Below are 21094 nucleotides of genomic sequence, written 5' to 3' on the forward strand. Positions count from 1 at the left end.
CAAATATAGTCTATTCAAATCCTGCCATGACAAGTTCTTGGACACTGACAACAACCTCTTCTGTATCCATATATTTCACAGAAACATTCATCCCTTTTTCTAGGAAGATGCTGTAAGGGAAATCATTAGATGACACTTGGAATATTCGTTTATCTTTATCTACCATAAAGCGGACGACAGTGCTGCCTTCCATTTCTGATTTATAGACATTGCTGATTGTCCCTTGTAATTCCTTCATATCAGCCAAATCGGTAGGAACTGTGTTATCGTCCTTTAGCAATGTAGCAATTGCATATTTATAATCATTAAATAGCTTTGATTTTTCATTGCTGTAGCTGTAAACCTTCTCATCCTTGGCGTTGACAAGAACAATTTGCCTCAGCACGTTGTTGCTGTCCATCAAAGGAACTACCCATGTAAACTGGCCATAGATCGTATAAAGTATAGGCGTGCCAGCTTCATATTTTTCCGCTCTGAATGTCTTTTCCGCCACATTGATGGCAGACTTTCCATTTAACGATCCATTTGCATTCTCATAGAATGTGAGCTTGCCATCTCTGGCATTTATGAGAGAGTAGCCGACCATGCTGCCGCTGTCTGATTTAGGACGAGTGAAATCTGTAAACCAGTTTAACGCAAGATCCTTATTGAACACTCCGTTCACTTCATCTATGTCTTCCCATTCTGTTGGCACCTTTATATCTTCTTTAGAGAAAATAGTATTCCAGAAGCCATGCACATATTTTCCATACCATTCATTCCAATCTTCCGCTACACTTGTTGGGATGACATGATCGATAAATGCAGGAATCTCGTTCATCTTATAATCTTTTATTTCCCCGCTTTCTGGGTCAATAATATAAATGCCCTTTACATCGACAATTTCCCTAAATTTATTGTAGTCCCCATATGGAACAACATAATAGGGCTTATCATTATCATCGGGTTCAAAGCTTGCTTCGAGCAGGACAGAGTCCTTGTGTTTTTTTCTTACAAGACGCTTTAAGTCTTCGTTGAAATAGGCAGATGGAACATAAGTCATTTCTGATTTTACTAAAACGGCATCTTTATTTTCATCCTCTGCACTCATTTTAACGAATCCAGGAACAGGCACATCTTTCATCCATTTAAAGAAGCCTGTGTATTCAATGGGCGTTACCCAATAAAGATGATCGTCGATTTTTTGCAAAGTAGATTCCCCGAGGTCATAGTAGGAGGCATGTGACAGCTCCCCAAGCTTTTTTTCACTTCGATACCTTGCGTATTTTTCCGGAACCACAGCAATATGCTGTTCATCTGTAGATTCTTCTTGCTCTTTGGCAACAGTGGCCTTTGCTGCTACAAAATCATACTTATCATTAGCTATTGTCAAAGGATAAACAAATTGGAAGTAAGCACTTGCGACCAGCATGGCAATCCCGAGAAAGCTTGTGTAATAAAATCCTTTTGCTTTCCGATAAATGATGTCAGCCAAAAAGAACAGCGCTAAATAAAATAAGCTAAACTTAATTGCAGCCTGCACAGAATAATCGATAAGCTGGAAATAAGTTAAAATAAAGATGATAATCGCTCCAAGTATGACGCGCAGAAGCTGTGTGTATAAAAAAACTTTACTGCGATAATAAGCTTTCCAAACAATTGGATTAAGCGTTAACGCGAGCAATGATAATAAATATATCATTAACATAAACCTCCTTATGATAATTGCTTCCATTGTAATACGGAATGTTCCCCATAATAGTTTCATAAATCATTCCTAACTTAATCCGACAAAAAACATCTTTATAAGATCAGAAAAATGTTACTATAAAAAAGTATGACTCGCTGGAAAGCTTATTAATTGAAAAAAATATAACATTGGTGTAGGGGTTGAGCATTTTATAACGTCTATTATGTGAACATGTTTAGAAGGGGGGAGAGAATAATAGCAGATCAAGAGTTGATTGAGTTAGTCAAACTTGGAGATGATGATGCATTTAGACAGCTCGTCGAGAAGTATCGCCAAGATGTATTTCGCACAATTTACAGCATCCTGAAGGATCAGAAGGAAGCTGAAGATGCTGCACAGGAAGTATTCCTTAAAATTTATTACTCTCTCCCTAAATATGAAAACCAAGGATTTAAGACTTGGATAACGAGAATTGCTGTCAATCATTCGATTGATGTTAAGCGAAAACAGCAAAGAAGAAAAGAGGACATTACAGAACAAATCGAGCTGGATACAGGAAAAAAAGACAATGTAGTAGCAGAAGTGCTCATTAGGCAGCAGCGCAAGCTGTTAAGAGAAAAGCTCAACGATATTCCAGATAACTACCGTGATGTTATTTATGGCTACTATATTGCGGAAAAGAGCTATCAGCAATTGGCAGAAGAGCAAAATGTTCAAGTCAAAACAATTGAAACAAAACTGTACCGGGCAAGAATCTGGTTGAAGAAGCATTGGAAGGAGGAGGATTTCTTATGATAACACACTATTCTTTTGAACAATGGCTAGAGTATGCAAAGGATGAACTGGACGAGGGTAATCGTTCACAAATGGAAGACCATCTATATGGATGTGATCATTGTCTTGATTTGTATGTCCAAGCAGTAGAAGCACAAGAACAGGAACTACCGTCTATTTCGGATGTGGAAGGCTTCACAGATCAAATCATGCAAAAAATTACACAGGAACAGGCAGAATTAATGGATATACCTGTTGTAAAACCGAAAAAGAAAAAATCATTCTATCAATCCTCTATCTTTCACTACGCAATTGCGGCCAGCATTACACTAGTTTTGATGACGACTGGAGTTTTCCAATCGATTATCAAACATACTGAAAGCATTCAGAAGGCAGAAATGCCAATGAAACAGGAAGAGGTAAAAGTAGGCTTTGTTGATAAAACATTTTCTTGGCTAAATACATTTGATGGGAGTATGAGTATGAAGGAGGAAAAGAAAAAATGAAAAACCCGTTTGCCGCATTTATATTAGCTTTCTTTCCGGGAGGCGGACTATTTTACATTGGAAACCGGATAAGAGGGTCCTTGTATGGAGCAGCTGTATTCGGACTGGCTGTATTCTCGATATTTCTGTTTAGCATGTCTGGATATATGGATGGGGTTGTTGCAGCCGTTATTTTTATTGGCTTTCTCATCTATTGCATAAGCATTTTGGACACTTATATTACAGCTAGCCGCTATTTTAAAAGACAGGTTCTCCCAAGCAGTCAGACAGGTGATGGAACGGAGAGAACAGTGCTTGTAAATACAATAGAATCACAGCGTTTTTACACCATTGTTTTATCCTTTGTGCCTGGTTTAGGACATATTCAATTAGGATTGATGTACCGAGGGATAACACTATTGTCCACTTTCTTAGGGCTGATTATCATGGTGCTGTTTGTTTCCATATTGACAGGTGCAGGAGAGTTTCTGCTGTTTCTTGCTATCCTGCCGGTCATTTGGGTATATGGATTTTTTGATGTGATGCAGCAGTTTACCAAAAAGCAAAATGGAGAGGAATTGGTTGACCAGACGATTTTCCAAGACTTTGAAAAAAATCGTGAAGACGGAAAGAAAAGCAAAATCATTGCCACTTTTTTATCCATTTTTCCAGGAGCCGGCCATCTTTATTTAGGGTTGCAGCAAAGGGGGCTGCAGCTGATGGCAGCATTCCTGTTTGCAATCTTTTTAATCAATGAGCTTTACTTAGGGATTTTCCTATTTCTAATTCCGATTATTTGGTTCTACAGCTTTTTCGATGGACTCCAAAAAGCATCTAAAATAGGAGAAGTGGAGCTGGAAGATACACCTGTTATCGCCTATTTGACCAATTATCAAAAATGGGTTGGAGTTGGACTTCTTCTTGTAGGCTTCTATTACATGATCGTTAATATCCTGCTTCCTGCCTTTTCTTCAAGGCTGAAGGTATGGCTTGGAATTGATTTGCAATTCTTGTTCTATCATTATTTCCAGACAGGAGTAGTCTGCATCATTCTTATTCTAGGCGGATTGCGGGTGCTTGTCGGCAATAAGAAAAATACAGACAAATAAGCAGTCAGCAAAAAAAGATTGCATAAAGGGGGAGAAGCACGGAATGAGAACATGGAGAGTTGGAACATTTTCGATGGGGTTGTCACTTTTGTTTCTGGGGGTTTTCTTGTTATTGTCGCAAATATTGGATTGGAATATCACAACGGCATTAAAGCTGTGGTGGCCTGTCATTCTTGTAGTCCTTGGGTTGGAAATCCTTGTGTATCTGTTCCTTAGCAAGCAAGAGAAGCCATATTTGAATTTTGACCTTTTCAGCATCGTTATCGTTGGGATATTAGGTACAGCAGGGGTCATCATGGTTTTTTTGCAGACTTCAGGCGTTATGGATTTAATTCAAGATGAAATTAAAAAGGAAGCAATAACATTGGACCTTCCAGCCTTTAACCAAGATATAAGCAAGGATATTAAAAGAGTCGTAGTAGAAGGTGACGGCATAGAGCAATTTAGAGTCGAAGGAATAAACGAAAGAAATGTCTCCATGTTTGGTACATACAGACAAGACAGTACAATCGAAAAGATAGAAAAAGCAGAGGATTATCTTACCATTACGGATAAAGGAGATACACTGTATATTAGGGTGAAGGAGCGTCCGCATCAAACAGGATTGTATGAAGATTATTCAAGTTTGGATGCTACTCTGCTTGTGCCGACAGATGTCCAACTGGAGCTTGCTGATCTTTGGAGCAATATTTCTCTTAATCCAAGAAATTTGAACAGTGATTGGAAAATAGCAGGTACAGGGGAGATCGGATTGGATATTAGAGAGACAGATAATGTTCGTGTCTCCGTCCAAAATACGGACATATACAATAAAGAGGACCAGAATTGGAAGTTTGCTAAGCTGGATAATGACATAGACGGGAACGCGGATTCAGCTAGTGAAATGGAAGTCACAACGCCTAATGCTACCCTTGAAAAAGGAAAAGCGGAAAATCATATATATGTATCCAATAGTGACACATTGATCTTAAATAATATGAAATAAGAATTTAATCAAACGTTTGTTTAATTTTATAAAACAGGCAAAAGCGGTTGGAACGCCTATTATTAGGGTATAATTGATAGCAGATTTCTAAATCCTGCAGAGCATTTTTCGCAGGATACTAAATATTGCCTAATGAAGTAGTTTTCGTATATGATGTTAGATGGTAGAAACAAGTCATGAAATTATGAAATAGGATGATGGGTATGAAAAGGGCTAGAATTATATATAATCCTACATCAGGCCGGGAAGCTTTTAAGAAGCATTTACCGGAGGTGCTGAAAAAACTGGAGAACGCAGGGTATGAAACATCCTGCCATGCTACGACAGGTCCAGAGGACGCTACAACAGCGGCAAGGATTGCAGTAGAAAGAAGATATGATCTTGTTGTTGCTGCAGGCGGTGACGGGACGATTAATGAAGTAGTAAATGGGCTTGCAGAGCAGGAGTACCGGCCGAAGCTTGGGATTATCCCAGTGGGAACGACTAATGATTTCGCAAGAGCCTTGCATATCCCCCGAGATATTGAAGCTGCTGCCGATATAATTGCAAAAGGAGACACAATTCCTGTTGATATCGGACGGCTGAATGAAGATAAGTACTTCATCAATATTGGCGGCGGAGGCAATTTGACAGAGCTTTCTTATGAAGTGCCAAGCAAGTTAAAAACAATGCTTGGACAGCTTGCCTATTATTTAAAGGGTATGGAAAAGCTGCCTTTCATTAAAGCAACGAAAGTAAAGATAGAATACGACGGCAAATTGTTTGAGGGAGAAGTCATGCTGTTTTTAATTGGGCTGACTAACTCTGTCGGAGGGTTTGAGAAACTTGCGCCAGGCTCTTCCATTAATGATGGTCTATTCTCTTTGCTAATCTTGAAAAAGGCAAATTTAGCTGATTTTATTCGAATCGCTACATTGGCTCTGCGCGGAGAGCATATTAATGATCCAAGCGTTATCTATGTTAATGCCAACCACATTAAAGTAACATCAGAGGAAAAGGTTCAACTAAATCTCGACGGTGAATTTGGCGGGGTTCTTCCAGCTGAATTTGTTAATTTGTACAGACATTTTGAAGTGTTTGTTCCAATAGACAGTATCCGTGATGAGGACCGTCCTGATAAAGAGACAGCAGTAAAAGAAACAGACGAGTAAAGCTATAGAGTGAGGATGACTCACTCTATCCACCACTCTTTTAACCCCCAAAAAAGCCCCTTTTTTCCATTGTTTTCAACTGACCAAAAACGAACAAGGATTATAGATTACAGGAAAAGTATGATACAATTTGTTCGGTATACTTTTTAAAAGATAAATGTAGCAAAGGAAGTAGACAATGAGCAGAACATTGCCCGTTCAAAAGAACGATATAATAGATATAGTATTTGAAGATTTGACACATGACGGCTCTGGTGTAGCAAAAGTTGAAGGTTATCCACTGTTTATCCCCAATGGACTTCCTGGAGAAAAAGCAAAAGTTAAAGTTATTAAAACGAATAAGAATTACGGCTTTGGCAGAATGCTCGAGCTGGAGGAAAAAAGCCCTTACCGAGTGGAAGCACCATGTCCTATTTATAAAGAATGCGGCGGCTGCCAGCTTCAGCATCTTAATTATGAAGGCCAGCTTATAATGAAGCATAAGCATGTCCAGGACGTTCTTACAAGAATCGGGAAAATAGACGCTGTTGTACACCCGACTATCGGGATGCGTGAGCCGTGGCGCTACCGCAACAAAGCACAAGTGCCGATAGGAGAGCATGAAGGCGGATTGATAGGCGGTTTCTATCAGCAGCGCAGCCACCAAATTATCAATATGGAAGCTTGCCTTATTCAACAAGTGGAAAATGATGATGTCGTAAGAGCAGTGAAAGAAATCTGCCAAAAACACGGAGTAAAGGCATATAATGAAGAGCGTCACAAGGGTGAGCTTCGTCATATTATGGCCCGCCGCGGGTTAGTTACCGGTGAAATTATGGTTGTTCTTATCACCAGAACAAATGAAATTACTAACAAAAATAAAATTGTGGATGAAATTGCACAAGCTGTTCCAGGCTTAAAATCAATTATCCACAATGTGAATAACAAAAAAACAAATGTAATTATGGGAGATACGACTAAGGTATTATGGGGACAAGAAACAATCACTGATTATATTGGTGATGTTAAGTTCGCTATTTCTGCCCGTTCTTTCTATCAAGTGAATCCAGAACAGACAAAGGTTCTCTATGAAAAGGCGCTCGAATATGCTAATTTGCAAGGAGAAGAAAGTGTTATTGATGCCTATTGCGGTATAGGCACCATTTCCTTATTCCTCGCTAAAAAAGCGAAAAAGGTATTCGGTGTAGAAATCGTTCCCCAAGCAATAGAAGACGCAGGCAAAAACGCCTTGCTCAATGATATCCACAATGTGGATTTTGCTGTCGGCAAAGCAGAAGAAGTTATCCCCAACTGGTATAAGGAAGGGAATACAGCAGACGTGCTCGTAGTCGATCCGCCAAGAAAAGGCTGTGATGAAGCACTATTGCAGACAATCATTGACATGAAACCGAAAAAGGTCGTATACGTTTCCTGTAATCCGGCAACATTAGCAAGAGATTTACGCGTCCTTGAAGACGGCGGCTATAAAACACTTGAAGTACAGCCTGTGGATATGTTCCCGCAGACAATGCATGTAGAGGCTGTTGCGCAGTTGGTATTAAAATAGAATGCTTCCCGGGTTTCTTTCATGAAATCCGGGATTTATTTTTTTATGCATCTAATTTTAAAGTGCGGGGGAGCTATATGTAGAATTTAAAAGGGGAACTATTAACAGCATAAATAGCAACTAGACTTAGGGATTAATGTGTAAGGATGAAACTATTTATTTTTTTATGGAGTTATTGCTTAAAAACCATTGTTTCTTTCCAATTTTTTTAGTTGGAGCTATTGCCATCACTATCACCGCCTTGAGTTCATATACGATAAGTAAAGAATTAATCACCTGTGCATCAAGAAATGTGCCCCATTTTTCTCTTAGTCTTATCTAATGATTCTTGCGTTCTATATCTATCTTCACTATCTCATAACCATTTCTCCTCCTCTATGCTTCCGTTAATGAGTAGTTGATTATTCTGTGAACAACAAGATAACTTAAAGGGAAGCCTCTAGTTAAAAGTCGAAATTCCTCGAAAAATAAAGCTATTCAGTTATTGACAGAGCCTATACAGCAACTTATAATTAACCTGTAAATTGAAAGGGTTTTCACTTTTGGGTTATCACTTTATGTGATATTTTTTTGATGTATTGATAAAACGTTTAATCATTTTTTACTTAAATATATAGTTGGTTTTATTCCTATATTTTTTACATAATGATAAAACGTTTAATCAATTTTTTTATGCTGCAAAATTATATAAAAGGTGGGGAAAATGAATGAAAAAATCTTTGTCAGTAATACTAGTTTTCATGTTGATTGTGTTGGCTGCTTGCAGTAAACCTGGCAGCAGTTCAACGGGAGGAAATGAAGCAAGTTCTGATTCTTCGAATGACTCTAAACAGGAAAACAGCGCAGAGATAGAACCGGAGGATGGAGCCGAGCTGGTGATGTGGACAAATGGAGATGAAGAAGCAGAATGGTCCAAATTTGTTGCAGAAAAGTACACCGATAAATATGGGGTTCCTGTCAAAATTGAAGAGGTGAGCCATGTGGAGGCTGCCGGGAAACTGGAAACAGACGGACCAGCAGGGCTGGGTGGTGATGTATTTACCGGGGCACATGATCATGTAGGGACAATGAACGCAGCAGGACTAATTTATGAAAACTATTTTGCTGATGAATATAAACAGCGTTTCATGGAAGGAGCCATCACTGGAGTTTCTTCAAAGACAGATGAGGAGATGAAAGTTTATGGATATCCAGTTGGTATTGAAACAATAGGATTATTTTACAACCAAGATTTATTAGATGAGATGGGCTTTAAGCCGGCAGAAACGATGGATGAGCTTATTGACCAATCAAAGCAATTTATGGAAAAGAATCCTAAGTCATACGGATTTATGGTTGAGCCAGGCAACTATTATTTAGTGCATGGGTTTCTTGGAGGATACGGCGGTTATATCTTTGGTGAGGATAATACAAATCCAGAGGACATTGGTTTGAACGGGGAAGGCGGACTTAAAGCTGCAGAGCTGATGACAAAAATACATAATGAAATTCTGCCGCTTAAAAAAGAAGACATTACTGGTGATGTTATCAGTTCCCAGTTTAATGAAGGAAAGTTGCTGTACTATATAACAGGTCCATGGGCAGTAAAAGGGCATCAAGATGCTGGAATTAACTTTGGTGTTAAAACAATGCCTTTATTGGACAATGGGGAACATCCTCAAACCTTCTCAAGTGTTAAATCATTATTTGTAAACGCATACAGCAAATATCCAAAGGCTGCAACATTACTTGCACAATTTGCAACCTCTGACGAAATGCTGCTGGAACGTTATGAAATGACAGGGCAATTACCGCCTGTAAAAACATTGATGGAGAATGAAACAATTAAAGCAGATGAGATGAATGCTGCTTTCTTGGAGCAAGCGCAATATTCTATATCAATGCCTAACATCCCAGCAATGCAGCATGTGTGGGCAAGTATGGAAGTCGCATTTACAGCATTATGGAATGGCCAGTCTGAACCAAAAGAGGCCCTTGATAAAGGTGTTCAGCAAATTAAAGATGCAATTGCTTCACAAACTGAATAGACATGTGTTGAGCCAATGCCTTCTTGGGATTGGCTCAACAGCATAACTAAGGAGGGAATGATAAATGGCAACACCAGAACGGAAGCTGAATGAGGGTCTGTTGACAAACAACGAAAAGGAGGCACCGCCTGTAAAGAAACAGTTCTTTACAAAACCTATGCTTGCAGCAGGTTTATCTGTTCTTTTTATGGGCCTCGGACAGCTCTATAATAAACAATACTTAAAGGGATTAACTTTTCTGTTGCTAGAATTGTATCTTCTTATTTTTTGGACAGTGCCCTTCCAATGGGCGATGTGGGGTCTCACAACTTTAGGAGAAACTGTTCAGACCAGACAAGGGTTTGAAATTATTCAAGGAGACCATTCCATCTTTTTAATGATTGAAGGGATATTGTTTCTGATTTCATTCTTGCTGTTCCTGTGGTTTTATTATTTAAATATTCGCGATGCCTACAAGGTTGCTGCTAAAGCAGAAAAAGGCATCAAGCCTAATAATGCGAAACAAATGCTCAAAAACATTTGGGATAATGGGTTTCCTTATATTCTTTTGACTCCCTCTATCCTCTTTACCGCCTTCTTGACCATTTTGCCTTTGCTGTTCGGAGTATTGATTGCTTTTACAAACTACTCAGCACCAAACCATTTGCCGCCGAAGGCTTTAGTGGACTGGGTAGGTTTTGACACGTTTGTTCAACTTTTCAAAATGAAAACATGGAGCGCTACATTTTATGGTGTGTTTTCTTGGACAGTTATCTGGGCTGTTCTAGCGACGATTACAACTTATTTTCTGGGACTTGTTTTTGCTGTTTTGATATCCCAAAAAGGAATAAAACTGAAAAAGTTTTGGAGAAGTATATTTATCTTGCCATGGGCAATTCCACAGTTTGTATCCATTTTAATCTTCCGCAATATTTTTAATGGAGAGTTTGGACCAATTAATAAGTACTTAATGGACTGGGGAATTACAGACCAGGCAATTCATTGGCTTTCAGATCCAATTTTAGCAAAGCTTACACTGGTTATTGTAAACATGTGGTTTGGCTTTCCGTTTTGGATGGTGCTGATGAGCGGTGTTATGACAAGTGTGGATAAGGAAATTTATGAAGCTGCAGAGGTGGATGGTGCTTCTTCTGTACAAAAGTTTTGGAAAATTACAATGCCGCTTATCATGTTCTCAACAGCTCCACTGGCAATCATGTCGTTTGCGAACAATTTTAATAACTTCAACATTATTTACTTAATGACACAGGGTGGACCAGTTAATACTGATTACTCATATGCAGGTTCCACAGATATCTTAATCAGCTGGATTTATAAACTGACATTAGATAATAGCCAGTTTGCTGTTGCATCTGTTGTGTCTATCCTGATTTTCATTATTATCGCGATATTCTCCATCTATAATTTCAGGAAAACACGAGCATTTAAAGAGGAGGATATGATGTCATGATAGGGATATCTTTAAGAGAGAAAATAAGCAAATTTTTCACTTATACTATTTTAGTCATTACAGCCATTTTCGTCTTGTATCCTGTTATTTGGATTATAACTGGATCTTTAAATCCCGGGGATTCACTATTTTCTACAAGTCTCATTCCAGATTCCTTATCATTAAAACACTATGTTTATTTATTCAATGAAACAGATTATTTAAATTGGTATAAAAATACGCTGAAAATTGCTTTTTGGAATATGATTTTATCTACCTTCTTAGTAGTAACAGCAGCATACGCCTTTTCCAGATTCCGCTTTCCAGGCAGAAAGCAGGGGCTGATGACCATGCTTGTCTTGCAGATGTTTCCAGGATTTATGGGAATGATTGCAATCTATATGCTGTTATTGCAGCTTAATCTATTAGACAATCATTGGGGATTGATTTTAGTTTATGCAGGTGGTTCAATTCCATTTAATGCATGGCTCGTAAAGGGTTATTTTGATGGCATGCCGAGAAGCCTGGAGGAAGCAGCAAAGATAGATGGTGCCAGCAATGTGAAAATTTTCTACAAGATTATGATGCCGCTTTCCAAACCAATCTTAGTTTTTGTGGCGGTAACTAACTTCATCGGACCATGGATGGATTTTATTTTTGCCAGATTAGTATTGCGCTCAAGCGAGAAAAAAACATTGGCTATCGGACTTTTTGAAATGGTGACTGGGCGCGGGAACAGTGAATTTACTACATTTGCAGCTGGAGCAGTTCTAGTGGCAGTGCCAATTACTATTCTGTTCTTTATCTTCCAGGATCAGCTGACAGACGGCCTAAAGGCAGGAGCTAATAAAGGTTGATTCCTTTAAAACTGCGCTCATATGGATAAAAAAATAGCTTCTTCTTAGATTGGGAATCTTAGTTATTTATAGGTTTGGCGTGATAAAATACAATTACTCTATAAAGATGGAATGATACAAACCAATTTAAGAACAGCAATTGATTTATATATATGAGAGGAAAGCCATAATGGAGAAACCAACAATTAAAGATATAGCAAGAATGGCTAATGTTTCAATAGGCACTGTTTCCAATGTAATAAACGGAAAAGGAAGATACTCTGTTGAAACAAAGAAGAAAATTGACAAAATCATTAAAGAACTAAACTTTATGCCAAATGTGGCAGCAAGAAGCTTAAAGGATAAATTAAACCCATTAATTGCACTGGTTGTGCCATTTGCCGATAAAGGAGAAGTCTTTGTTAATCCATTTTTTACACAGCTCATTTCTGGTGTTGAAAGCGGAGCAAGAGACAGGAATTTTCATGTGATTGTTGCTGCGGTCAAAGATGAACCTCAATTATCTGTTTTGCTGGAGAAGCAAATAAATGGTTTGATTGTTTTTGGTGCAAATGAAAACCAAGTAATACTGGAAGAGATAAAAAAGCTGAGACTGCCGACGGTTTTTATGGACAGCTATCTTTCTGATCCTGAGCTTTATCAGTTAGTGATAGATGACGAATTGGGAGGATACTTAGCAACGAAATATTTAATCAGCTTAGGGCACAAGTCAATCAATGTTATTGCTGGCAATCTTGATCCTATCGGCAATCCGGCAGAAAAGACAAAAATGAATACAGTCGGCCATTTGCGGCTTTTTGGTCATATAAAGGCATTAGAAGAAGCAGGAATTGAGTTTGAACCAAGCTTAGTTTTTCCACATGAATTTTCAGTAGAGGGCGGTTATACAGCCGCACAGCAAATTATAAAACAAAAGGGGAATTCGACTGCTGTATTTGCTTTTTCAGATATGACAGCCATGGGAGTTATTAAAGGCTTTTATGATCTCGGTGTCTCTGTGCCAAATGATTTCTCTGTAGTAGGATTTGATGATTTGTACTTCTCGGAATATTTAACACCAGGATTGACAACTGTTAGACAGGATATTTATGGAAGAGGTCATTCTGCTGTAAAACTTCTCATCGATCAAATAGAGGAAAAGACTATGGAACACAATCGCAAAATAATTTCTCCAGTCAGTCTAAAGATTAGGCAAAGCACGGCTTCGTTCAATAGCTAATCTTATAGGAGCAAAAACGTAGAAAAGCTTCTGTAAGGCACACTGACGCATATCCCCTTATCCTAAAGGGAGGGATAACTTGTTATGTTAAAAGAAGCGATTTTCCATAGACCTATAAATAATTTTGCTTATGCTTATGATAAAGAAAAACTGCATATACGTCTCCGTGCTAAAAGAAATGATTTAACGAAAGCCTATTTAATTTATGGTGACCCATATGAGTGGAGCGAGGATGGCTGGCAAAATCGGACAAAACCGATGCATCTGGAAGGAACAGACGAATTATTTGATTATTGGTTTGTGGAGATAAAGCCGGAATTCCGCCGTTTGCGGTATGGTTTTGAGTTATATTCAGGGAATGATTTACTCATTCATGGAGAAGGTGGCTTTAAAAACCATTATCCGAAGGAAATAAGCTTTTACTACTGTTTTCCATTTTTAAATGAGACAGATGTCTTTCATGCTCCAGATTGGGTGCAGGATACAGTCTGGTATCAAATTTTTCCTGAGAGATTTGCAAACGGAAATCCTGAATTAAATCCAAAAGAGGCACTAGCTTGGGGAAGTGAAGAGCCAAAGCCAGACAGCTTCTTTGGCGGAGATTTTGAAGGAATTATCGAACACATAGACCATTTAGTTGACCTAGGGATAACGGGAATTTACTTCACACCTATCTTCCAATCCTTCTCCAATCATAAATATGACACAATTGACTATATGGAGATTGATTCCCAATTTGGTGATAAAGAAACGTTTAAAAGATTAGTAGAAATCTGTCATCAAAAAGGCATTAAAGTGATACTGGATGCTGTTTTTAATCATAGCGGCCTCTTTTTTGCTCCGTTCCAGGACGTTTTAACAAATCAAGAAGCATCTGTTTACAAAGACTGGTTTCACTTTAGAGAATTTCCTGTAAAACCATTGCCAGTTCCTAATTATGATACATTTGCCTTTACGCATATGATGCCTAAACTGAATACAGAAAACCACGAAGTAAAAGAATATTTGCTGGAAGTGGGCCGCTATTGGATAAGAGAATTTGATATTGACGGCTGGCGTCTTGATGTGGCAAATGAAGTGGACCACCAATTTTGGCGTGAGTTTAGAAAAGCAGTGAAAGAAGTAAAACCAGATGCATATATCCTCGGTGAAGTTTGGCATGATTCCATGCCTTGGCTTCAAGGAGACCAATTTGACGCAGTAATGAATTATCCTTTTACAGAAGCAGTGTTAGGCTACTTAGCAAAGGATGAGCTCCATGCAGAGGAATTTGCAGAAAAAATTACAACTGTTCTTACAGCCTACCCCAAAAATGTTAACCAAGCTGCATTTAATTTGCTAGGCAGTCATGACACACCAAGAATATTAACAGTCAGCAATAACAGCAAAGAAAAGTTAAGATTATTGTTCTTATTTCAGCTGTCCTTTATGGGAAGTCCTTGTATTTATTATGGAGATGAAATTGGTCTGACTGGAGAAAATGACCCTGGCTGCCGCAAGTGCATGGTGTGGGAAGAAGCATACCAGGATCGTAATCTGTTTGAATTTGTTCAAAAACTGATAGAGCTTCGAAAAAACATAGCTGCTTTTGGCAGCAATGGCGACTTTCAGATACTTGAAGCAAACCGGCAGACAAACCACATCGTCTACAAAAAACAAACCAAGACAGAAACGCTTCTTATAACTATCAACAACTCTAATGACTCGATTGCAGTGTCTATTCCATATGATTTTACGGACAAAAATCCTGTAGATCTATGGAGTGGCACGCAAATGGAAGAGAATTCGAGGATTAATTTAGATCCATATGGGTTTTCTATAATCATGCTGAAATAAAATAATATTGAAAAGCTTGTGGATAAGCTATCAACACTTAAATGAAATTAGTTGAAAGTCTCCTGTTGTGGATGGGGGGCTTTTTTTTGTGGATATCTTCTTATTAATTAGAAGATATCCACAATGTAATCAATAGTTTCTATTTTCTCTAAAGGGATAAATTATAAAAGTGTCATTATTTTGTCAAAAAGCAATAGTTAGCAATTAGAAAAGGAATAGTATACTTTAAAATAATAGAATTTCTCCTCTATAAGAAGAATTAGCCGAATAGACTGATTTTCTTCATAGAGGTTTTTTAGTGTGGCTATAGGTTTCTAAGGGACACATATCAAGAAGAGGGAGGTAGAAATGAATATAGTAATTAATAGAATTAATGAACATTTAAGAAGACTATCACCAGCACATAAATCACTTGCTAACTATATACTGGATAATCCAGATCAGGTTGAAAGCATGACAGCAAGAGATTTAGCTAAAAGGACACATAATGTTCCAAGTACAGTAATTTCTTTTTCTAAAAAAATTGGTTTTAAAGGATTTAACGAATTAAAATTTCAATATTTAAATGATGAGCAAAATAATCATTCTATCAATGAAGAAATCATTTATTCTTTTAAGAAAGCGGAGCAAGTGACAAAGAATCAAGCTTTTATAGATGCTGTTCAGCTGTTAATTTCTGCACGTAAGATATTTATTATGGCGTTTCAGATGTCCCAAATACCAGCAAAAGACTTTTATTTTAGAATGAGAAAGATAGAGCCAGCAAAAATGATTTTCTTTGATTCGTATGCAGATCAATTCCGAATGGCGTCTCTCATGGAGGACAAGGATGTTATTCTAATTGTATCTAACAGTGGTGAATCTGATGAAATACTTGATATTGAAAGAGAGTTAAGTAAAAAAAACTGTAGGCAAATATTAGTGACGAATGGAGTTAATAGTTCTCTAGCTAAATATGCAACTATTGAATTAAGCATTGGTTATTTAGAGGAAAATCCAATTCTGTTTAAGGAAGCTCCTACAACAGCTAGATATGCTTTAATTTATCTGTTAGAGAAACTATATTTAAACATTCTTCATGCTAATTATGATGAATCATTTCAGCGAATAAAAGAAACGAGTCAGTTCTTTAAATATTGATATGGTATTAGACAAATGATAAAATTTGTCTTTTTTTTAAAAGGAGTGCGAACAAATTTCCAAAAGTTATTAAGCCATTGAAAATCTGTTTCTATGTCTGTACTATCTATTTTAGAAAGCGCTTTCTAAAATCTCTTGATTCAATGGAGGAGTAAACATGGCAGTTAAGTTTTTTGTTGCAGTGACTGGTTGTGCAGCAGGGATAGCACATACGTATATGGCGCAAGGGGCGCTGGAAAAAGCAGCAGAAGAATTAGGAATAACAGCAAAGGTTGAAACTCAAGGAACAATTGGTACAGAGAACGAATTAACAGAGCGAGAAATTGAGCAGGCTGATGTAGTTATTATTGCAGCAGATATCCATGTTGATAAAAGCCGTTTTGTAGGGAAAAAAATACTTGAAGTAGATACAAATCAGGTATTAAAAGATGCAAAGAGTTTGATTGAAACTGCTTCAGAAAAAGCTGTGCTATTCAGTGGAAAAGGAATGAAAGTCGGAAAGAACATGGAAGTGGGTTCATCATCAAACAAAGTGGTCAAGTTCCTAATGTCAGGCTTAACGGACATGATTCCTATTGCAATAGCGGCAGGGTTACTGCTAGCTTTTGCCAATACATTTGCTTTTCAACCAGATCCAAATAATGCTGATCTAGTTGTCTGGGGATTCTCCGATGATGCGAAGGGAATGTTTTTCTCAAAGCTATTCGATTTAGGGAAAATAGGCTTTACTTTAATGATTCCAATATTTGCGGCAGGAGTTGCTAGAGCAATTGGAGACAAGCCAGCTGTTGCTCCTGCTTTTATTGCAGGATATATGATTAATGATGCAGGGTTCTTAGGAACAGAGACAGGGGCCGGCTTTTTGGGAGCGATTATTGTTGGCTTTGGCGTTGGCTACCTTGTCCGTTTGCTGAAGAGTATCCCTTGGCCAAATATGCTTAAACCTGTTGTGCCTATTTTGATTATCCCACTCATCTCAGCTTTTATTTCGTTTATTGTCATCTACTACTTAATCGGACAGCCAGTAGCTTTAGGTATGAATTCTCTCTATACCTTTATTAATGATATTACAAAAAATTACGCTGCTGCTCCTATCATATACGGAGCAATATTAGGCGGCATGATGGGAGTGGATTTAGGAGGTCCAATCAATAAAACAGCAATATTAGTTTCCCAAGCGATTTTTGTTGATACGATGGCGCAATTTGGGCCAGATGGGGTTAATGCCATTCCGCAAGCAGCGGCATGCTCTGCGATTGCAGTAGCGCCACTAGGAGCAGCGTTTGCTACATGGCTGTTTAAAAAATATTTTACGACAGATGAACGCGCACTGGGATCTTCAGCGTTTGTTATGGGGATTGTGGGCATTACTGAGGGAGCAATACCTTTTGCAGCAGCACATCCTAGTCTAATCATAGCTAATACAATATCATCAGCAATTTCAGGGGCATTTATTGCTGCTGTTGGAATACAATTTTACGGCGGAATTGGTTCACCGCTAGGAGCCTTTATAGGGTATACAACAGGTCCAACCCTTGCCTGGCTATGGTGGATTTTGATTATTTTATTTTCTGCATTAATTAATGCGGTACTGTACAGAATGACATTAAGAAAGCGGGTAATTGTAAATGGCTGAGATTTTTAATGAGAATAATATTTTTATAGTTGAAGACAATTTGGAAGATAAGGAACAGTTATTTAAACTTATTGCAAATGATGCATATAATTTGGGATATGTAAAATCAAATGAGGAATGCTTTAGGGGTCTTTTAACACGTGAAAGTCAACAGACTACAGGATTTCAAGATGGATTTGCTATACCTCATTGTAAAGATCAAACTGTACAAAATCCAAGATTATTAATATACAAAACCTCACCTATTCCGTGGAACAGTCTTGATGGACAGGCAATCGTGTTTTCTTTTGTTCTGTTGATACCTGAAGATTCTGCTAAAGAGCATTTGCGATATTTAGCTAAAATTTCAAAGTCATTAATAGATGAATCATTTCGGCAAAGATTGAAAACAGCTGATAAAATAACCATTCATCAATTAGTTTGCAGGAACTTGGAGGTGTAAAATGAGTAAAGTTCATATCGTTAACCATACTCATTGGGATCGGGAATGGTATTTTACAACAGCAGATGCTTTAGTGTTAAGTGAGAGTTGTTTTACACAAGTTCTAGATGAGCTAAACAATAATAAGGATGCAATGTTCTGTTTGGATGGGCAAACGTCTATTTTAGATGATTATGTAAGATTAAAGCCTGAGCGTGCCAAACAAATTGAATCCTTTATAAAGCAGGGACGATTAGCTATTGGCCCATGGTATACGCAGACAGATGCTTTTTTTGTAAATGCAGAGTCTATTATCCGAAATCTTACTATTGGTATTAGAGACAGTCTGAAGTATGGGGGATACATGAACGTAGGCTATTTGCCAGATACATTTGGATTTAACGCACAAATGCCTACTATTTTAAAGAATTGTGGCATCGACAACATTGTTTTTTGGAGAGGTATTAATTTTAAAAAACATGCTATTGGACCCTATTTTAATTGGCAGGGTCTTGGAGGCCAAGAAATAATTGCTGTTAATTTAGTAGACGGGTATGGTGCAGCGGCACATCTTCAGGATACAGATGAGTATATTGCAAAGAGACTAGTTCCAGTTACAAATAAACTAAAGCAATTAACGGACAGTGATGAGATTATAATGGCGTCAGGCGGAGACCAACTGGATATTATTCAAGATTTGCCTCAGAAATTAACAACTATAAATAAACAAACGAAAGACTGCTATGAAGTAAGCACATATGCACATTTTCTTGAATACCTCAGGCAACAAAAAAATCTGAAACTATACATCGGTGAACTTAGAGAACCTTGCGAATCCCGTGTGCATAAGTCGATAGGTTCAGTAAGATATGATATTAAGCTTAATAGCTTTTTGCTGGAGCAAAAGCTTCTGTACCGTGTTGAACCCATGATGGCTATTGCTAGGGCAAAGGGAATTCATATTGGAGAAAAATTACTTTCAGTAGCTTGGAAAAAGTTACTTGAGGGCCATGCGCATGACAGTATGGGAGGATGCATATCAGATGATGTAGCAACTGATGTACTTCATCGCATGAAAGAAGCAAACGAAATTGCTGACGGCATCGAAAATATGATGAAGAAGCGGTTATCTGAACAGATGCAGTTAACCGAACAAGAGTTATTGATTGTTAATACAACACCTTTTCCATTTAGTGGTTTAAGAATCATAGAATTTATGAGTCCTTCAAAAAATATTAAACTAGTGGACTGTGAGGATGCTGTTATACTAGAGGCAATCTATTATGAAGGTAGGAGTAACATCCTCTTAGAAACACCGAAAGGACCAAGGTATATACAGGAAGAACCTTACTACATGCTGAGGGTGCTAGCTCCTATTGAGATACCAAGTATGGGCTATCGTGTCATTAAATACGAAAACTCTAATCATTCACTATTAGAGTTGGAATCATCTAGTGATACGTCTATTGCTAATAAATATTGCAAAATTTTCTTCGAAGAGGACCAACTCAAGCTAACTACTCATTTTGGTAAAACTATCGACAGCTTTATAGAGTTTGAAGACTGTGCAAATGATGGAGATACTTATGACTTCTCTCCGTTGAAAGGCGATATACCAAAACTACTTTCATTAGAACTTAAAAAAGTTAGGAAATCTTCACTTATGGAAATGATGACATTAGAAGGTACTTTTCATTTACCTCTAAATTTAAAAGAGAGACTCAAAGAAAATGGTAGAACAGGTACGCTTTCTATTAAGTTGCAAATTAGCTTGCTGAAAGACGTAGATCGGGTTGAGTGCGTATGTATAGTAGACAATCAAGTATATACCCATCGGTTGCGTGCAAAAATTAACACAAATATAAAGGCAAAAGAAACAATCTCATCGGTGCCCTTCGGTTTCATTAATCGTCCAGTTTTAAACGGTGATCCAGTAGACTGGGAAAATGAATATGTGGAAATCCCAACAGATATAGAACCTTACGATGCTTCTGTAGCAGTGGAGAGCAACGAATATCATTTCACTGTGTTCAGCAAGGGGATGAAGGAATATCAATTTATTGAAGATTGTTTTTACCTGACATTATTTGCATCGACAAGTCAGCTAGGGAAACCGGACCTGCTTTATAGACCTGGACGTGCTTCTGGAGATACAACAAAAAAAGGGCATGTAATGATTCCAACCCCAAAAGCAGAACTGATTGGAACACACCAATTTAACTTTGCTTTTCGAATTGCAGAAGATAAGTATGATGAGGATTCTACTGCAAAGTGTTGGGAGGACTACACTGTAGAGCATATAAGCTATCAATCTCAAACACTAAATAAGTTTATTCATCGTCTCGATAATAAGCTTCAGCCTCGTGAACAAGGACAACAGCTATCCTATGTTTTTTCATTATTGGAAGTACCTAAAGACAATCATTTCAGCAGTTTGTCCCCGTCTCTGTATGAAGATAATGCATTTTTATTACGGTTGAAAAACCCAACAGATAAATTTAAACGTCTAACCGACTATAAATTTCCAAGTTTTACAAAGATAGCTAAAGTAAATTGTATTGAAGAAATACTAGAAGAGGATGAGTATATTATTCCTCCATATGATATGTTGACTCTTAAACTTTGGCTGTAAACATTTAAAGTGAAAAGCATAGTTTATGCCATTGGAGAGAGTTTAACTGTAACCATTAGACCAATACATTAACTCTGAAAAAAATCTCATATATGAAAAAACAATATCACCGAAAACAGATATTGTTTTTTTTGTCGAATTTCCACTTTATTTTGCCAGATTATTGAAATATAAATAT

At 37.7% G+C, this 21094-nt stretch carries 16 protein-coding genes; 15 read left to right on the forward strand and 1 reads right to left on the reverse strand.

The window, feature by feature from the left end; all coding sequences use genetic code 11:
* Positions 1-10: 10 nt before the first annotated feature.
* Complete coding sequence (locus L8T27_RS02135; protein ID WP_233316217.1) at positions 11-1681, reverse strand: hypothetical protein; 1671 nt, start codon at positions 1679-1681, stop codon at positions 11-13.
* Between the two features lie 219 nt (positions 1682-1900).
* Here L8T27_RS02135 and L8T27_RS02140 point away from each other — a divergent pair, with 219 nt between their 5' ends.
* The 15 genes from L8T27_RS02140 to L8T27_RS02210 all read left to right on the forward strand — a co-directional run bounded on the left by L8T27_RS02140 (position 1901) and on the right by L8T27_RS02210 (position 20916).
* Complete coding sequence (locus L8T27_RS02140; RefSeq protein WP_233316218.1) at positions 1901-2464, forward strand: RNA polymerase sigma factor; 564 nt, start codon at positions 1901-1903, stop codon at positions 2462-2464.
* A complete protein-coding gene (locus tag L8T27_RS02145) occupies positions 2461-2949 on the forward strand; it encodes an anti-sigma factor family protein (RefSeq protein ID WP_233316220.1) in 489 nt (162 codons plus the stop codon). The genes L8T27_RS02140 and L8T27_RS02145 overlap by 4 nt, the downstream gene beginning before the upstream one ends.
* Positions 2946-4037: a hypothetical protein gene (locus tag L8T27_RS02150; protein ID WP_233316222.1), complete on the forward strand. Its 1092-nt coding sequence runs from the start codon at positions 2946-2948 to the stop codon at positions 4035-4037. The genes L8T27_RS02145 and L8T27_RS02150 overlap by 4 nt, the downstream gene beginning before the upstream one ends.
* A gap of 43 nt (positions 4038-4080) precedes the next feature.
* Positions 4081-5022 carry a hypothetical protein gene (locus tag L8T27_RS02155; RefSeq protein WP_237940623.1) on the forward strand — a complete coding sequence of 314 codons (942 nt, stop codon included), beginning with the start codon at positions 4081-4083 and terminating at the stop codon, positions 5020-5022.
* A 203-nt stretch (positions 5023-5225) separates the two neighbouring features.
* Positions 5226-6173, forward strand: coding sequence for a diacylglycerol kinase (locus L8T27_RS02160; RefSeq protein ID WP_233316227.1), 948 nt, complete (start codon positions 5226-5228; stop codon positions 6171-6173).
* Between the two features lie 178 nt (positions 6174-6351).
* Positions 6352-7719 (forward strand): 23S rRNA (uracil(1939)-C(5))-methyltransferase RlmD, encoded by a 1368-nt coding sequence (gene rlmD / locus L8T27_RS02165; protein ID WP_237940624.1) that lies wholly within the window; start codon positions 6352-6354, stop codon positions 7717-7719.
* A gap of 707 nt (positions 7720-8426) precedes the next feature.
* The gene (locus L8T27_RS02170) at positions 8427-9746 is read left to right on the forward strand and encodes a sugar ABC transporter substrate-binding protein (protein WP_237940626.1); all 1320 of its coding nucleotides are present in this window, start codon (positions 8427-8429) and stop codon (positions 9744-9746) included.
* Between the two features lie 157 nt (positions 9747-9903).
* Positions 9904-11196 carry a carbohydrate ABC transporter permease gene (locus L8T27_RS02175; protein WP_233316402.1) on the forward strand — a complete coding sequence of 431 codons (1293 nt, stop codon included), beginning with the start codon at positions 9904-9906 and terminating at the stop codon, positions 11194-11196.
* A complete protein-coding gene (locus L8T27_RS02180) occupies positions 11193-12032 on the forward strand; it encodes a sugar ABC transporter permease (protein ID WP_237940629.1) in 840 nt (279 codons plus the stop codon). Before L8T27_RS02175 ends, L8T27_RS02180 begins: the two co-directional genes overlap by 4 nt.
* 169 nt (positions 12033-12201) lie before the next feature.
* The gene (locus L8T27_RS02185; RefSeq protein ID WP_237940631.1) at positions 12202-13251 is read left to right on the forward strand and encodes a LacI family DNA-binding transcriptional regulator; all 1050 of its coding nucleotides are present in this window, start codon (positions 12202-12204) and stop codon (positions 13249-13251) included.
* A gap of 84 nt (positions 13252-13335) precedes the next feature.
* Positions 13336-15087, forward strand: coding sequence for an alpha-glycosidase (locus L8T27_RS02190; protein WP_237940633.1), 1752 nt, complete (start codon positions 13336-13338; stop codon positions 15085-15087).
* 348 nt (positions 15088-15435) lie between these two features.
* Positions 15436-16227 carry a MurR/RpiR family transcriptional regulator gene (locus L8T27_RS02195; RefSeq protein ID WP_237940635.1) on the forward strand — a complete coding sequence of 264 codons (792 nt, stop codon included), beginning with the start codon at positions 15436-15438 and terminating at the stop codon, positions 16225-16227.
* A 157-nt stretch (positions 16228-16384) separates the two neighbouring features.
* Positions 16385-17863 (forward strand): PTS fructose transporter subunit IIC, encoded by a 1479-nt coding sequence (locus L8T27_RS02200; protein ID WP_237940637.1) that lies wholly within the window; start codon positions 16385-16387, stop codon positions 17861-17863.
* On the forward strand, positions 17856-18305 hold the full coding sequence (locus tag L8T27_RS02205; protein WP_233316241.1) for a PTS sugar transporter subunit IIA: 450 nt from the start codon (positions 17856-17858) through the stop codon (positions 18303-18305). The genes L8T27_RS02200 and L8T27_RS02205 overlap by 8 nt, the downstream gene beginning before the upstream one ends.
* 1 nt (position 18306) lies before the next feature.
* Positions 18307-20916, forward strand: coding sequence for a glycoside hydrolase family 38 N-terminal domain-containing protein (locus L8T27_RS02210; protein ID WP_237940638.1), 2610 nt, complete (start codon positions 18307-18309; stop codon positions 20914-20916).
* Positions 20917-21094: the final 178 nt, after the last annotated feature.

It is taken from the genome of Niallia sp. Man26, assembly GCF_022049065.2.
Lineage (GTDB): Bacteria > Bacillota > Bacilli > Bacillales > Cytobacillaceae > Niallia.

Excerpts from the sequence above, each read along its gene's own strand:
- L8T27_RS02190 (WP_237940633.1), top strand. The coding sequence starts at position 13,336 with ATGTTAAAAGAAGCGATTTTCCATAGACCTATAAATAATTTTGCTTAT.
- L8T27_RS02170 (WP_237940626.1), top strand. The coding sequence starts at position 8,427 with ATGAAAAAATCTTTGTCAGTAATACTAGTTTTCATGTTGATTGTGTTG.
- L8T27_RS02145 (WP_233316220.1), top strand. The coding sequence starts at position 2,461 with ATGATAACACACTATTCTTTTGAACAATGGCTAGAGTATGCAAAGGAT.
- L8T27_RS02195 (WP_237940635.1), top strand. The coding sequence starts at position 15,436 with ATGAATATAGTAATTAATAGAATTAATGAACATTTAAGAAGACTATCA.
- rlmD (WP_237940624.1), top strand. The coding sequence starts at position 6,352 with ATGAGCAGAACATTGCCCGTTCAAAAGAACGATATAATAGATATAGTA.
- L8T27_RS02155 (WP_237940623.1), top strand. The coding sequence starts at position 4,081 with ATGAGAACATGGAGAGTTGGAACATTTTCGATGGGGTTGTCACTTTTG.
- L8T27_RS02200 (WP_237940637.1), top strand. The coding sequence starts at position 16,385 with ATGGCAGTTAAGTTTTTTGTTGCAGTGACTGGTTGTGCAGCAGGGATA.
- L8T27_RS02150 (WP_233316222.1), top strand. The coding sequence starts at position 2,946 with ATGAAAAACCCGTTTGCCGCATTTATATTAGCTTTCTTTCCGGGAGGC.
- L8T27_RS02175 (WP_233316402.1), top strand. The coding sequence starts at position 9,904 with ATGCTTGCAGCAGGTTTATCTGTTCTTTTTATGGGCCTCGGACAGCTC.
- L8T27_RS02180 (WP_237940629.1), top strand. The coding sequence starts at position 11,193 with ATGATAGGGATATCTTTAAGAGAGAAAATAAGCAAATTTTTCACTTAT.
- L8T27_RS02210 (WP_237940638.1), top strand. The coding sequence starts at position 18,307 with ATGAGTAAAGTTCATATCGTTAACCATACTCATTGGGATCGGGAATGG.
- L8T27_RS02205 (WP_233316241.1), top strand. The coding sequence starts at position 17,856 with ATGGCTGAGATTTTTAATGAGAATAATATTTTTATAGTTGAAGACAAT.
- L8T27_RS02160 (WP_233316227.1), top strand. The coding sequence starts at position 5,226 with ATGAAAAGGGCTAGAATTATATATAATCCTACATCAGGCCGGGAAGCT.
- L8T27_RS02185 (WP_237940631.1), top strand. The coding sequence starts at position 12,202 with ATGGAGAAACCAACAATTAAAGATATAGCAAGAATGGCTAATGTTTCA.
- L8T27_RS02140 (WP_233316218.1), top strand. The coding sequence starts at position 1,901 with ATGTTTAGAAGGGGGGAGAGAATAATAGCAGATCAAGAGTTGATTGAG.
- L8T27_RS02135 (WP_233316217.1), bottom strand. The coding sequence starts at position 1,681 with ATGATATATTTATTATCATTGCTCGCGTTAACGCTTAATCCAATTGTT.